This is a genomic window from Stenotrophomonas sp. 3diitr2024, from assembly GCF_042136455.1.
GTDB lineage: Bacteria > Pseudomonadota > Gammaproteobacteria > Xanthomonadales > Xanthomonadaceae > Stenotrophomonas > Stenotrophomonas sepilia.
Genome location: NZ_JBHHMJ010000276.1, coordinates 1 through 13,231, shown reverse-complemented (window position 1 = coordinate 13,231; position 13,231 = coordinate 1). Strand labels below are relative to the sequence as shown.

The 13,231-nt window shown below is 67.3% G+C and carries 14 protein-coding genes; 11 read left to right on the top strand and 3 right to left on the bottom strand.

Annotated features, from left to right (window positions below):
- The 7 genes from ABGA94_RS06445 to ABGA94_RS06415 form a co-directional block, all read left to right on the top strand.
- The coding region (locus ABGA94_RS06445; protein ID WP_375366722.1) for an ATP-binding cassette domain-containing protein at window positions 1-264 on the top strand (264 nt) is incomplete at its 5' end.
- Window positions 257-1,510 (top strand): ABC transporter permease, encoded by a 1,254-nt coding sequence (locus tag ABGA94_RS06440; protein WP_375366719.1) that lies wholly within the window; start codon window positions 257-259, stop codon window positions 1,508-1,510. The genes ABGA94_RS06445 and ABGA94_RS06440, both read left to right, overlap by 8 nt.
- A 2-nt stretch (window positions 1,511-1,512) precedes the next feature.
- Complete coding sequence (locus ABGA94_RS06435; RefSeq protein WP_375366717.1) at window positions 1,513-2,064, top strand: DUF3299 domain-containing protein; 552 nt, start codon at window positions 1,513-1,515, stop codon at window positions 2,062-2,064.
- Complete coding sequence (locus ABGA94_RS06430; protein WP_375366715.1) at window positions 2,054-2,674, top strand: DUF3299 domain-containing protein; 621 nt, start codon at window positions 2,054-2,056, stop codon at window positions 2,672-2,674. Before ABGA94_RS06435 ends, ABGA94_RS06430 begins: the two co-directional genes overlap by 11 nt.
- Window positions 2,674-3,417 (top strand): hypothetical protein, encoded by a 744-nt coding sequence (locus tag ABGA94_RS06425; RefSeq protein WP_375366713.1) that lies wholly within the window; start codon window positions 2,674-2,676, stop codon window positions 3,415-3,417. The genes ABGA94_RS06430 and ABGA94_RS06425 overlap by 1 nt, the downstream gene beginning before the upstream one ends.
- A gap of 151 nt (window positions 3,418-3,568) precedes the next feature.
- Entirely contained in the window at window positions 3,569-5,101 is a 1,533-nt protein-coding gene (locus ABGA94_RS06420) for an MFS transporter (protein ID WP_375366711.1), read from the top strand.
- Window positions 5,102-5,105: 4 nt separating this feature from the next.
- A complete protein-coding gene (locus ABGA94_RS06415) occupies window positions 5,106-5,663 on the top strand; it encodes a TetR/AcrR family transcriptional regulator (protein ID WP_005416714.1) in 558 nt (185 codons plus the stop codon).
- A 184-nt stretch (window positions 5,664-5,847) separates the two neighbouring features.
- Here the strand turns inward: ABGA94_RS06415 and ABGA94_RS06410 are convergent, their stop codons facing one another.
- A complete protein-coding gene (locus ABGA94_RS06410) occupies window positions 5,848-6,729 on the bottom strand; it encodes an AraC family transcriptional regulator (RefSeq protein WP_375366709.1) in 882 nt (293 codons plus the stop codon).
- A gap of 106 nt (window positions 6,730-6,835) precedes the next feature.
- On the opposite strand from ABGA94_RS06410, the gene ABGA94_RS06405 reads away from it, so the two are divergent.
- Entirely contained in the window at window positions 6,836-7,372 is a 537-nt protein-coding gene (locus tag ABGA94_RS06405; RefSeq protein ID WP_375366707.1) for a carboxymuconolactone decarboxylase family protein, read from the top strand.
- 56 nt (window positions 7,373-7,428) lie between these two features.
- On the opposite strand, the gene ABGA94_RS06400 is transcribed toward ABGA94_RS06405, so the two are convergent.
- Together ABGA94_RS06400 and fdhD are read right to left on the bottom strand one after the other, a co-directional pair.
- Window positions 7,429-8,427 carry a TraB/GumN family protein gene (locus ABGA94_RS06400; RefSeq protein ID WP_329845952.1) on the bottom strand — a complete coding sequence of 333 codons (999 nt, stop codon included), beginning with the start codon at window positions 8,425-8,427 and terminating at the stop codon, window positions 7,429-7,431.
- Between the two features lie 204 nt (window positions 8,428-8,631).
- Complete coding sequence (gene fdhD / locus ABGA94_RS06395; RefSeq protein ID WP_164092822.1) at window positions 8,632-9,471, bottom strand: formate dehydrogenase accessory sulfurtransferase FdhD; 840 nt, start codon at window positions 9,469-9,471, stop codon at window positions 8,632-8,634.
- Window positions 9,472-9,715: 244 nt separating this feature from the next.
- Between fdhD and ABGA94_RS06390 the strand changes: the two genes are divergently transcribed.
- From ABGA94_RS06390 to ABGA94_RS06380, 3 genes are all read left to right on the top strand, one after another.
- Window positions 9,716-12,001, top strand: coding sequence for an FdhF/YdeP family oxidoreductase (locus ABGA94_RS06390; protein ID WP_375366704.1), 2,286 nt, complete (start codon window positions 9,716-9,718; stop codon window positions 11,999-12,001).
- A 25-nt stretch (window positions 12,002-12,026) separates the two neighbouring features.
- Window positions 12,027-12,368: a hypothetical protein gene (locus ABGA94_RS06385; RefSeq protein WP_065177793.1), complete on the top strand. Its 342-nt coding sequence runs from the start codon at window positions 12,027-12,029 to the stop codon at window positions 12,366-12,368.
- Window positions 12,369-12,482: 114 nt separating this feature from the next.
- Window positions 12,483-13,022, top strand: a complete 540-nt coding sequence (locus tag ABGA94_RS06380) for a DUF411 domain-containing protein (RefSeq protein WP_338168135.1) — start codon at window positions 12,483-12,485, stop codon at window positions 13,020-13,022.
- Window positions 13,023-13,231: the final 209 nt, after the last annotated feature.

Genomic DNA, 13,231 nt, shown 5'->3' with positions numbered 1-13,231 from the left:
GCTGGCACGCTCAGCGTCGACCAGCAGCAGCGCGTGGCGGCAGCACGCGCCCTGATCGGCCGCCCGGCGTTGCTGCTGGCCGATGAGCCCACCTCGGCGCTCGACCGCGACGCGGCCACCGCGTTCCTGCAGCTGATGTCGGCGCAGTGCCAGGCAGCCGGCACCACAGTGCTGGTGGTCAGCCATGACGACAGCCTGGAGCGGTTGTTCGACCGCACGATTGCCCTGTCGCAGATCAACCAGGCAGGTGCCGGCCATGCTTGAGCTTGCCTGGGCCAGTCTGCGCAGCCGTGCGTTGAGCGTGGGCCTGACCGTGCTGGTCATCACACTCAGCATGGTGCTGCTGCTGGGTGTCGAACGTGTGCGCATGCAGGCGCACGAGGGTTTCGCCAGCACCGTGTCGGGCACCGACCTGATTGTCGGTGCGCGTTCGGGGCCGGTGAACCTGCTGCTGTATTCGGTGTTCCATATCGGCGACCCGACCAACAACGTGTCCTGGCAGTCCTACCAGGAGCTGTCCGCGCTACCGCAGGTGAAGTGGGCGGTGCCGTTGTCGCTGGGCGATTCCTGGCGCGGCTACCGCGTGGTCGGTACCAGCGGTGGCTATTTCGAGCACTACCGCTATGGCGCCGGGCACGCGCTTGCGTTCGCGAACGGACGGCCGTTCGATGACCTGTATGACGTGGTGATCGGTGCCGAGGTGGCACAGGCACAGAAGGTTGGTCTCGGTGACCAGATCGTGCTGGCGCATGGCACCGGCGCGGTCACCCTGGCCACGCATGCCGACAAGCCATTCCGTGTCGCCGGCATCCTGCAGCGAACCGGCACGCCGGTGGACTCGTCGCTGCTGGTCTCGCTGGCGGCGATCGAAGCGATCCATGTCGACTGGCGTTCGGGCGTGCAGCTGCGCAGCCAGAGCGTCAGCGCCGAGCGGGCGCGTCATCTGGATCTGACCCCGACCAGCATCACCGCCTTCATGCTGGGCCTGAACTCGCGCATCGCCACGTTCTCGGTGCAGCGCAGGATCAACGAATACCCGGACGAGGCGATGCTGGCGATCCTGCCCGGCGTCACACTGCAGCAGTTGTGGCAGTCGCTGGGCATGGCCGAGCGGGCGCTGCAGCTGATCAGCGCAATGGTGGTGGCACTGGGCATGGTCTCGCTGGTGGCGCTGCTGGTCTCGACCCTGCAGGAGCGGCGGCGCGAGATGGCGATCCTGCGTGCCACCGGTGCGCGGCCGGGTTACATCGCCGGCCTGCTGGTGGTGGAAGCGGTGGCGACCAGTGCGGTGGCCTGCGTGCTGGCGCTGGCGCTTCTGGTCGCCGCCAGCATGGCCGGGCGCGGCTGGGTACTGGCCACCTTCGGCCTGTCGATCACCCATGTCTGGCCGGATGGCCGCGAATTGGCGTGGGTTGGGGGCGTGCTGCTGATCGGCGCCGTGGCCGGGCTTGTGCCGGCATGGCTGGCCTACCGGCGCACCGTGGCCGATGGCCTTTCACCGGGAGGTTGAGCATGCGCTGGATGCGGGCATTGCCGATGGTGCTGGCGCTGTCCGCCTGCGAGCGGCCGGTGGATACCGGTGTGCAGGCGTTGCCCCCTTCGCCGGTTGTCGACCGCGCTGACCCTGCGGATGCGGCAGAGCAGGAACTGGACTGGCTGCAGATGATGCCCAAGGACGAGCTGGCCGCGCTGGAGCGGGGCGAGGGCCCGGAGGTCGAGCACAACGGCAACCGGCGCATGCCGCAGTTCGGTACGTTCCGTACGGTGGATACGGTGCTGCAGCGACCGGTGCGCCTGCCGGGCTACGTGGTACCGCTGGCCAACGCGCAGGACGGGCGGCTGACCGAATTCCTGTTCGTGCCGTACTACGGCGCCTGCATCCACGTGCCACCACCACCACCGAACCAGATCGTGCACGTGGTGCTGCCGCGCCCGATCGAGATGCCGGACATGTACTCGCCGCTCTTCCTGGCCGGCACCCTGCGTGCCGAACGGTTGGACGACGATCTGGCCGGTTCGGCCTACACCATGCGTGACGCACAGTTGAGGCCCTATGAACCGTAGTTGCCTGCTGCTGGTGCTGGGGTGCGTCGGGTTGGCAGGCTGTACGGCGCCGGGCGGCGACGCCGTGGTGGTCACGCCGCAGGACAAACCGGCGCCCTCCGCCACGGCCGAAGCCCCCATCGACCGTTGGGACGCGTTGCGACCCGACGAAGTGACCTACCAGCGCCCGCCGCCGCAGATCGGCCTGTCACGCGGTGGCATGGACGGCGTGGGCGGGCTGATCGACGACACCGGCTCAGGCACGCCGCCGGGGCAGGAGATCGACCATTCCAGCCCGGATCACGCCAAGCAGTTCGGCTCCTCGCGCGTGGTCGACGCTGTCGATGGTCGCGTGGTGGATCTGGATGGTTACGTGGTACCGCTCGGCACCAACGATGCCGGCCTGGTCGATGAACTGCTGTTCGTGCCGTTCTACGGGGCCTGCATCCACGTGCCGCCGCCGCCACCCAACCAGATTATCCACGTGACCCTGGCGACGCCGATCGCGTTGGGCGATCTGTGGGATCCGTACCGGCTTGCCGGCCGCCTGCAGGTGAAGCGTTTCGACGCGGACATCGCCAGCGCGTCCTACGATGCTGCGGCGGCCACGCTGACGGCGATCCACAACTGATGCCGCGGCGCTGGATCATGGCTGCCGGGGTGCTGGGCGCAGTCGTGCTGCTGGTGTGGTGGCAGCGGCAGCGCGCCCCCATCGCGCCACCGGCGGTCGCGTTTCCGGCGCCTTCTTCCGACGCCAGCCAACGCATCGAACAGCGCCTGGGTGATGACCCCGCGTTTCGCAACGACGTGCTCTTCCTGCTCGCAGCAACATTGCGCGACCGCTGCCAGCCGGCGCAGGCGGGGCTGCTGGCGCGCATGGCCAATCGTGCATCGCTGCCGGTGCTGGCGGCAGTCAGCGCGGTGACCCAGCAGGACCCATCGCTGGACCGGCCGATCTACCAGTACATCCAGCACCGCGCCGATGCGACGCCGTGCGGGCAGCCGCTGCAGATGCCGTTGGCCGGTGGGCGCAGCATGGCCGTGGACATCGAACAGTACGCGCGCACGTTTCCGGACAGCTACTTCGACCCGCAACGCAGCAGCGAGCCGCGGGATTTCGGTGGACTGCCGTTGCAGCAGCGTGCCGGCAATGCCTGCAACAACGTGGTGTATTCGGTGCTGCCGCTCGGTGGCACCGACTGGCGGTGCAGCAGCCTGCGCGCGAATGCCCGTGCGCGGGTGCGCGGCCTGTGCGAGGACGAGCTGCGGCGCCAGCATGGGGGAACTGGCGGGGAACTGGACATGGCCGTGGGGCAGGGGATGCAGGCGGCGGTGGTATCGGCGATCGCCGCGCTGCCCGAAGACTGCCGGTAAACGTTAATCAGTAGAGCCAGGCCATGCCTGGCTGGCGGCGCAGTCGAGCAAGCCCGCCTCTACAAAAGCTGAATCGGTGGACTTCGAAGATCATAACTATACAGGACATCCTGTATAGTTATGATCATACTCCACCTCACCAGGTTCTCCCATGGCTTTGTCCCAGCCCCTGGCCGGTGCGCCGGCCCTGTCGCGTGCCCGTCGCTGGGCACTGCTGTTCACCGTCGCCGCCGGCCTGCTGCTGGTCACGCTCGACAACTCGGTGCTGTACACGGCACTGCCGACGCTGACCGAGGAACTCTCTGCCAGTGCCGGCCAGGCGCTGTGGATCATCAACGCCTATCCGCTGGTGATGGCCGGCCTGCTGCTGGGTGCGGGTACGCTGGGCGACCGCATCGGTCACCGGCGCATGTTCCTGATCGGCCTGGTGGTGTTCGGCGTCGCCTCGCTGGCAGCGGCGCTCGCCGACTCCGCAGCGCAGCTGATTGCCGCACGTGCGTTCCTGGCGGTCGGCGCGGCCGCAATGATGCCGGCCACGTTGGCGCTGATCGGCCTGAGCTTCCACGAAGAGCGCGAACGCAACATCGCCATCGCAATCTGGGGTTCGGTGGCCATCGTCGGTGCGGCGCTCGGGCCGATCATCGGCGGCTGGCTGCTGCAGCACTTCTGGTGGGGCTCGGTGTTCCTGATCAACGTGCCGGTGGTGGTGGTCGCCTTCGTGGCCACGCTGCTGCTGGCACCGGAAGGCCAGCGCGACACCTCGCGGCCGTGGGACCTGGTTTCGTCGCTGCTGGCATTGGCAGCACTGTCCGGCCTGGTGCTGGCGATCAAGTCGCTGATCGCGACGCCGCCGTCGTACGCCCTGGGCGGGGGCGCGCTGCTGTTGGCCGTCATCAGCGGCGCAGCGTTCGCACGCCGCCAGCAGCAGCTGCCGTACCCGCTGCTGGACTTCGCGATCTTCCGCAACCCGGCGTTCCTGGCCGGCACGCTGTCGGCAGTGTTCACCCTGTTCGCCATGGCCGGCCTGCAGCTGGTCACCACCCAACGCTTCCAGCTGGTGGCGGGCTTTACGCCGCTGCAGGCGGGCCTGCTGGTGTCAGTGGCAGCGCTGGGCAGCCTGCCCAGTGCGCTGCTCGGCGGCAGCATCCTGCACCGAGTGGGCCTGCGCCCTTTGATCTGCGGCGGCCTGGCCGCAGGTGCGCTGGGCGTCGGCGTGGTGGCGTTCGGCTTCCCGCACGGCCTTGGTTGGGTCGTCGCGGGCATGGCGATCATGGGCTTTGGCATGGGTTCGGCCATCTCGGTGGCGTCCACGGCCATCCTCAACAACGTGCCGGCGCATCGTGCGGGCATGGCCTCGTCGGTGGAAGAGGTGTCCTATGAGTTCGGCGGCCTGCTGGCGGTGGCGATGCTGGGCAGTCTTAGCGCTGCGATGTACAGCGCGTTCCTGCCGGTCTCGGCCGATATGCCGGCGCTGGCCCGCGAGGGTTTCACCCAGGCGCTGCATGCCGCGCGCGCGAGCGGGCAGGGCGAGTGGTTCGCACTGGCTGCGGCGGCATATGACCGTGGCTACCAGATCGTGCTGCTGGTGATCACGGCGGTGCTGGGAGCGGGCGCGACGATCATCGCGCGCCTGCTGCGCGGCCGCGTTGGCAGCCGCGAGGGCGCGGCCGATCGCGTAAAATGACGCGATGAGAACCAGCAAGCGCGACCGCATCCTCGACGCCGCCGTCAACGTGATCAATCGTGACGGCGTGCGCGCGGTGACCTTCGAGTCGGTGGCGGCCGAGGCCAAGCTGACCCGTGGCGGCCTGCTCTACCACTTCCCGTCGCGCGAGGCGCTGCTGCGCGGCATCGACGAGCACCTGGTACAGGCCTGGGAGTCGTCGATGGAAACGCTGCTGGGCAAGCGTGCGGACGAAGCCTCGGCGCTGGAACGTTACCAGACCTTCGTGCGCGTCTCGGCGCAGAGCGCTACCCGTGCCGAGCTGATGTTCATGCTCGAATCGGCCGACCCGGACGCCGATGAGCGCCCGTGGGGCCCGGCGGTACGCCGCTGGGCGCCGTTGCCGCCGTCGGCCGGGCAGAATGACCCGGCCGCGCTCGACAATTTCGTAGCACGGCTGGCCGCCGACGGCCTGTGGATCTACGAGGCGATGTACGAAGGGCAGCTGGATGAAGGCGTGCGCGCCCAGGTGGCCGAGCGCATCGCCGGGCTGCTGGCGAAGTCTGACGGCACGTCCAGTTGAGCGGCCGGTCGGCGCGCAGACTTCGCCCGTGGTAGAGCCGACCGCTGGTCGGCTGCTCTTCGGTCAGATCGCGAAAATGCCGCATCGGTAGAGTCGATCGTTAGTCGACTGCCCTTCGGTCGGACAACGAACATCCCGCGCGTCGCGCGATAGTCGACCAGCGGCCGACTCTACCTCTCACCCTTTACCCAGCCTGGGCGGCGCTCGCGGCCAACCAGGCCCTGGGCGACGCCCCCAACCGCTTGCGGAACGCCTTCGACAACGACGCGGTATCGGCAAACCCTACCTCGACCGCTACCTGCTTGACTGCCACGCCGGCCCGCAGCTGCGCGCAGGCCAGGCTCAGCCGCCAGTCCAGCAGATAGGCGGCCGGCGTCGCCTGCATCACCTCCTTGAACACTGCCGCGAATGCGCTGCGCGACATGCCGGCGATCGCGGCCATACGGGGCAGCGTCCATTCGTCCTGCGGTGCCTGGTGCATCGCCACCAGCGTGCGTGCCAGCCTCGCGTCGGACAGCCCGCGCATCAGTCCATGACTGACACCCGCTGCATCCGGGTGGTCGACCACCCAGCGCAGGATCTGGATCAGCGCCACCTCGAACAGGCGATTGGTCAGCAGCCGTGAACCACAGCGCTGGCGATCGGCCTCGGCAAACAGCAGCTGCAGGGTGTCATCCAGTTCGCCGATCGCGGCCAGTGGCACCACCATCACCGGCGGCAGCGACTGCACGATCGGATTACGCGCGCCGCCATCGAAATCCAGCGTGGCGCAGGTGAAATCCGGGCCTTCCAGCGGTGCATTGAAGAACACATGGTGCAGCGGTTGCGGATACAGCAGCAGGCTGGGTGTGTCGATCTTCAACCGGGGCAGCGCGCTATCGCAGTCGGGATGACGGACCTCCATTTCACCCTGGCGCAGGATGTGCAGGAAGGCACGACCGGGCTGCGGCTCGAAGACGTGCTGCCCGCACAGCGGGCCACTGTGGAACAGCGCCGCCTGCACCCGGAAGCGTTCCAGCAGGCAGGAGAGTCGATCTGGCGCAAGGGCGGCGGCGGGCATGATCATGGACGTATGGACAACATGTGCGGAGAATTACGACTGATGCGTCCGGAGAGTCTACCTAGGATGGGCAGGTCGTCCAATCCCGGACGCTTTCCCAAGGAGATCCACCATGTCCCGTGTCCCCCTGATCGATGCCGCCAACACCACCGCCGACCGCCAGGCCCTGCTGGGTCAGGTCCACGCCGCTTTCGGCGCCACCCCGGCCATGTTCCGCGCCGTGGCCAACTCGCCAGCCGCCCTGCAGAGCATGTGGGGTTCGTTCGGCGCGCTGGGCGGCGGTCGCCTGTCGCCGCTGCTGGGCGAGCAGATCGCCGTGGCCATCGCCAACCGCAACGCCTGCGAGTACTGACTGGCCGCGCACACGGCATTGGGCCGCAAGGCCGGCGCCAGCAGCGAGCAGATGACCGCCGCGCAGATCGGCCAGTCCAGCGACCCGGCCACTGCGGCGGCGCTCGACTTCGCGTTGAAGGTGGTCGAGCAGCGTGCGCAGATCGCCGACGGCGACGTGCAGGCGCTGCGCGCGGCTGGCTTCGATGATGAGCAGATCGTGGAGATCCTCGCGCATGTGGCGCTCAACCTGTTCACCAACTACGTCAACGTAGCGTTCGACGTGCCGGTGGACTTCCCGAAGGTCGCGCTGCGCTGAGTGCAATTGCTCCGGGCAGCAGAGTGCTGCCCGGACTCAGGCCCGCAGCTCAGTGGCTACGCCGGCTGGAAGCTGAAACCGCGTTCGCGCAGCGCTCTGATGTAGCCGTTCCCGTCGAACGCATCTGCAATATCGAGCATCGCAAGCGTGGTTGATCTTCCCGCAGTTACGGTTTCCACTGCGCTGAGCCAGGCCTCGCGTCGAAGCGTGTCCAGCTCGTTGCTGCCAGTCGCTGTCACGTGCATATCCATAGGCACGTCATGCCCACACATGCCAAGGGCATCGCCCTGCGCCCAGGCCTTGGACTGAACACGGGCGGTATCGTGAAGGCGACGGAGTCGTTCGACCTGCACCGCAAACCGTGTCGTGTCATCCAGTGCAGGATGCGGTTTACCGCAGTCGTCAGCTGCCGCGATGTCGATAGCCAGTTCAGTGCGCGGCACGAAGTAGCGGGCTCCACCCGCGCGTCCTATCCTGCGCAGCTCCTTGCAGAATGCCTTCGGCGACTCCAGCTGATGCCTGGCCATGACGGCCTTGCGCAGCGCTCTGGCCGCGAAGTGGGGACGCAGGCGTTCCAGCTCGATTGGATCGATTCCGCACTCATTCAATGCCGCTTGCCATTCTGCATGGACGTCCGCCGGCAGAACATTCTTCAGGGTCAGGTTGTCGGGATTGTGGTGGATGGTTTCGGCTTCAGACACCGCACGGGCCAGTGTGAACAACGCGCTCAGTCCCGAGCCCTCCCATCTGCCGGTGATGTCCACCTTCGGCCGGCCCAGAATGGTGTGCGCAACCGCGGCAATGCGTCCTGCTTCGCCCGTCACGCATCGCATCGATCCGGGTAGCGCGGTGGGGACGGGCAGGATCCACAGGTGGGCCTCTTCACGCCTTGCCTGCCAGAGCGCCGGACCTTCTGCACGGATCGTGGGGGGGGGCAGGGCATCCGTTACCTTGGTTCCGCGGCTTCCGGAAGCCGGCGCACCTGCCAACGTACGGTGCACGGAAACATCAAGGGAAACCGACAGCAGTGAACGTGGTTGCCGGGCAGCCGACATGGGAACTCCAGAAAGGACCATGATGAGTGTCCTCGATGGTGCGTGGCGCGCCGATTGCTGGCTATCGGACTACGATGATTTCGCCTTGGCTGGGCGAGGGGCCCGGAAGCCGTTGCGGTAGAGTCGACAGTTAATCGACTGCTCGTCCTACAGGTGCCCGGAAACCTCGCGCCACGAGTGATAGTCGACCCTACGCAGCGGAGATTACCGGTCGTCCGCCTGCAACCGGTCCGGATGGGTATACACATTGAACCCGCTCTCCCGCGCGAACCCGACCAGGCACAGGCCGGCACTGCGGGCCAGGTCGATCGCCAGCGCGGTCGGTGCCGAGACTGCAGCCAGTACGCTGGCACCGGCGCGCACCGCCTTGCTGACCATTTCGTAGCTGGCCCGGCTGGAAATCACCAGCAGGCCGCCTTCGATGGCGTGTTCGTTGTGGTGCAGCGCACCGATCAGCTTGTCCAGTGCATTGTGGCGTCCCACATCCTCCCGCAGCCAGCCGATGCGCCCACTGGCATCGGCCCAGGCCGCGGCGTGGGTGGAGCCGCTTGCCGCATTCATCGGCTGGTGCTGCGTCAGCGTGGCCAGCGCGCGCTGCAGAGCGGCGGGCGAGTAGCTGCGTCGCTCGCGGATCTGCGGCAGTGGGCGCAGCACTTCTTCCAGCTGGCGCGTGCCGCACAGGCCACAGCCACCACGACCGGGCAGCAGGCGTCCATTGGACGGGTCCAGGTCGGCACCGGGTGCCTCCTCAGCCACGGTCATCTGTAACTCGATGCCTTCCAGCTGCGGGCGGATGTCGATCGACAGCAGCTGCGAGGGGGTGTCGATCAGGCCTTCGCTGAGCGAGAAGCCGAGCGCGAAGTCTTCCAGGTCGCACGGTGTGGCCATCATCACCGCAAAGGCGGCGCCGTTGTAGCGCAGCGCCACCGGCACTTCTTCGGCCACCACATCGACCTGCTGCTGTTGCCCCTCGTTGCGCCAGCGCTGCAGCGGGCGTTGGGCGGTGCCGGCAGGTGGGGTGTGCGGCGGGATCGAATCAGGCATGCAGCGCGTCCGGACAAGGGAGAAACGCGGGCGGGCCACCGCCTGCGGTTTCGAGGATAGCGCAGTGGTCGCGCGCAGACGCGGCTGTAACCGTTGCCATGGCAGGTTGTGCTGAAAACCGCCTGTACCCTCTGGCGAAGCCGCGCAGGCCGTGCTTGACTGTGCGGCTGGTCGTGCCATTGACTGCGCCGCCGGACCGCGTTGTGCCGATTGTTGCTGCGTTCCTTCCGTAAGGTTCCCTAACATGTCCGAGCAGAAACCGCCGCGTTACAAGCCCTACAACCAGCCGGCCGGCGGCTGGGGTGCCGCCGGTGCCACCGCCAAGGTGCTGCTGCAGCAGAGTGTGATCGGCAAGGGGTCGAAGGCGCTGCTGGCGATGAACCAGCCCGGTGGCTTCAAGTGCCCCAGCTGCGCGTTCCCCGATGCCGACGAACGCAGGAAGCTGGAGTTCTGCGAGAACGGCGCGAAGGCACTGGCCTGGGAGGCTACGGAGTTCCGGGCCGGCCGCGAGTTGTTCGCCCGCCACACCGTCACGGAGCTGATGGCGCAGACCGACTACTGGTTGGAGATGCAGGGCCGGCTGACCGAGCCGATGCGCTACGACGCAGCCACCGACCACTACGTGCCGTGCAGCTGGGACGATGCCTTTGCACTGATCGGTCGCCACCTGCAGGCGCTGGACAGCCCACACCAGGCCGAGTTCTACACCTCCGGGCGCACGCCCAACGAAGCGGCGTTCCTGTATTCGATCTTCGTGCGCGAGTTTGGTACCAACAACTTCCCGGACTGCTCGAACATGTGCCACGAGCCGACCAGCCGCGGGCTGCCGCCGGCCATCGGGGTGGGCAAGGGCACCATCGTGCTGCAGGATTTCGAGCACGCCGAGGCGATCTTCGTGATCGGCCAGAACACCGGCACCAATTCACCGCGGATGATGAGCAACCTGGTCGATGCGCGCAAACGCGGCATCCCGATTGTGGCGGTCAATCCGATGCCCGAGCGCGCGCTGATCCGCTTTGCCGAGCCGCAGGACGTGGTGCAGATGGCCACGTTCGGTTCGACCGAGATCACCAGCGAGTTCGTGCACATCCGCATCGGCGGCGACCTGGCCCTGATCAAGGGCATGATGAAGGTGATGTTCGAGCGCGAGGCGCAGGGCGAGCGCGTGCTCGACCATGATTTCCTGTCAGAACACACAGTGGGCCTGGAGGCGCTGCGCGAGGATGTGCTGGCGCAGGACTGGGACCAGATCGTGCAGGTGTCCGGCATCTCGCAGGCGCAGATACGTCGCTGTGCGGAGATCTACATCCGCTCCAAGGCCACTGTGATCTGCTACGGCATGGGCCTGACCCAGCATCAGTACGGCTCGCGCCTGCTGCAGCAGGTCGCCAACCTGCTGATGCTGCGTGGCAACTTCGGCAAGCCCGGTGCTGGCATAGGGCCGATCCGTGGTCATTCCAATGTGCAGGGCGACCGCACCGTCGGCATCGACGAGAAGCCCAAGCAGGCCTACCTGGACCGCGTGCAGCAGGTGTTCGGCTTCGATCCGCCGCGTGAGCATGGCCACCATGTGGTCGAGTCCATCGAGGCGATGCTGGACGGCAGCGCCAAGGTGTTCATCGGCCTGGGGGGCAACTTCATCCATGCGGTGCCCGATACGCCTCGCGCGTATGAAGCGATGCGTGGGCTGGACCTGACCGTGGGCATCGCCACCAAGCTCAATCGAGGTCATCTGGTTCATGGCCGCGATGCGCTGATCCTGCCGGTAGTGGCGCGCTCGGAGCGCATCGTCACGCCGGCCGGCGAGCAGTTCGTCACCATCGAAGACGCGATGTCGAACGTGACCGCCTCGCGCGGCGTGCTCGAACCGGTCAGCACGGAGGTGCTGCCCGAGGTCGAGATCGTCTGCCGCATGGCGATGGCTGCGCTGCCGCACAGCAAGGTCGACTGGGCGCGCTGCATGCACGACTATGCACCTATTCGCGAACTGATCGCTGCCGTGTACCCGGAGATCTACACCGGCTTCAACGAGCGCATCCAGCAGCCGCACGGTTTCCATCTGGACATTCCGCCGCGCCGCCGCGTGTGGCCCACGCCCAATGGCAAGGCCAACATCCTGGTGATGCCCGGCCTGGACGTCGACGATCCGGTGCACGATCCGGACATGTTGCGGTTGGCCACCGTGCGCTCGCACGACCAGTACAACACCACCATCTACAGCTACAACGATCGCTATCGCGGCGTGTACAACGATCGCATGGTGCTGTTCATGAACATCGAGGACCGGCTGGCGCGCGGGCTGGAGAAGGAGGCGCGGGTCAGCCTGGAGACGATCAGCCGCGATGGCGTGCAGCGGCGCGTCGAGGGCCTGACCGTACTGGACTACCCGATGCCGCGCGGCGCGCTGGCCGGTTACTACCCGGAACTGAACCCGTTGTTGCCACTGGACTACTACGACCGGATCAGCGGCACGCCCGCTGCCAAGTCGATTCCGGTGCGGATGAGTGCAATGGCGGCGGCGACTGCGTGACACGCGCATCGGCTATCATCGGCAGGTGAACCTGCCTGGCCTGCTGCTGCGATGGATGCTGCTTGTCGCCCTGGTGCTGAATGCACCGGCGCTCGCGCTTGCCTCATCTTCGTACAGCGGGTCGGCCAACCAGGATCACTGCGCTGCACCGCACTCGGCCGCGATGGCGGCAGCCGGCTGCTGCGATGATGCGGCCCCGGCGGCCTGCCAGAGTGGTGAGTGTGAATGCCCGCCGGCCTGCCTTGGCATGCTGGCCATGTCGAGCGGTATGCCCGCCTCGCCGTGGCGCGAGGCGCCGGTAGCCGCCAGTACCCGGCAACGCGCACCGCCGCCGATGCCGGACCCGTTGCGGCCCCCTATCGCGTGATTCCCTGCAGGCCTCAAGCGCCTGCCGTAGCTGCTCGACTTTTCTCGACGCTGCCTGTGCCTTCGATGCGCGGGCGACGGGCCGCGTTGCCCGCCTCTGCAAAGGAATCACGCAATGAACCGTACTCTCTCCCTCGGCCTGCTGCTGGGTACCGTGTTGGCCACGACCGCCTGTGCACGTGCCGCCGAAGAATCCGCCGCCGCACCGATCGCCAGCGCAGCACCGGTGGCACCGATCCAGGCCAGCCCGGCCAAGGTCGATCCGGCCTTGCCGGTGGCCATCGTGCACAAGACCGCCAGCTGCGGCTGCTGTGGCATCTGGGTCGACCACCTGGAGGCCGCCGGCTTCCAGGTGGAGGTGCATGACACCGACGACATGAACCCGATCAAGGTTCGCCTGGGCGTGCCGGTCGGCAAGGCGTCCTGCCATACCGCCGAGATCGGCGGGTATGTGGTCGAGGGCCACGTTCCGGCCGAGGACATCAAGCGCCTGCTGGCCGAACGCCCGGCCGCGCGCGGGCTGGTGCTGCCCGGCATGCCGGCCGGTTCGCCGGGCATGGAAACGCCGGATGGCTACGTGCAGCCGTATACCGTCGAGCTGGTGCGCACCGACGGCAGCACCGAGCCGTTCGCCCAGCACGGACAGGGTGGCTGATGGACGGCGGGTGCCGGTCGTTCTGACCGGCACTCTTCGACGCATCCTGTGTAGAGCCGAGCCCACGCTCGGCTGTGTTTGGCCGGCAAAGCAGCAGGACAGCCTGGGCAGGGGTTCCGTTGCCTGCCGATGTGGGTGATGCTTGCCGGCAAAGGAGGTGGCATGGGAATCGGGAGCGAGGAAACGCCGATCTTTTTCCCTGCATCGGC

Bases quoted from the DNA above. Each gene is read 5' to 3' on its own strand.
- ABGA94_RS06440 (WP_375366719.1), top strand. From the start codon at position 257: ATGCTTGAGCTTGCCTGGGCCAGTCTGCGCAGCCGTGCGTTGAGCGTG.
- ABGA94_RS06435 (WP_375366717.1), top strand. From the start codon at position 1,513: ATGCGCTGGATGCGGGCATTGCCGATGGTGCTGGCGCTGTCCGCCTGC.
- ABGA94_RS06430 (WP_375366715.1), top strand. From the start codon at position 2,054: ATGAACCGTAGTTGCCTGCTGCTGGTGCTGGGGTGCGTCGGGTTGGCA.
- ABGA94_RS06425 (WP_375366713.1), top strand. From the start codon at position 2,674: ATGCCGCGGCGCTGGATCATGGCTGCCGGGGTGCTGGGCGCAGTCGTG.
- ABGA94_RS06420 (WP_375366711.1), top strand. From the start codon at position 3,569: ATGGCTTTGTCCCAGCCCCTGGCCGGTGCGCCGGCCCTGTCGCGTGCC.
- ABGA94_RS06415 (WP_005416714.1), top strand. From the start codon at position 5,106: ATGAGAACCAGCAAGCGCGACCGCATCCTCGACGCCGCCGTCAACGTG.
- ABGA94_RS06410 (WP_375366709.1), bottom strand. From the start codon at position 6,729: ATGATCATGCCCGCCGCCGCCCTTGCGCCAGATCGACTCTCCTGCCTG.
- ABGA94_RS06400 (WP_329845952.1), bottom strand. From the start codon at position 8,427: ATGTCGGCTGCCCGGCAACCACGTTCACTGCTGTCGGTTTCCCTTGAT.
- fdhD (WP_164092822.1), bottom strand. From the start codon at position 9,471: ATGCCTGATTCGATCCCGCCGCACACCCCACCTGCCGGCACCGCCCAA.
- ABGA94_RS06390 (WP_375366704.1), top strand. From the start codon at position 9,716: ATGTCCGAGCAGAAACCGCCGCGTTACAAGCCCTACAACCAGCCGGCC.
- ABGA94_RS06380 (WP_338168135.1), top strand. From the start codon at position 12,483: ATGAACCGTACTCTCTCCCTCGGCCTGCTGCTGGGTACCGTGTTGGCC.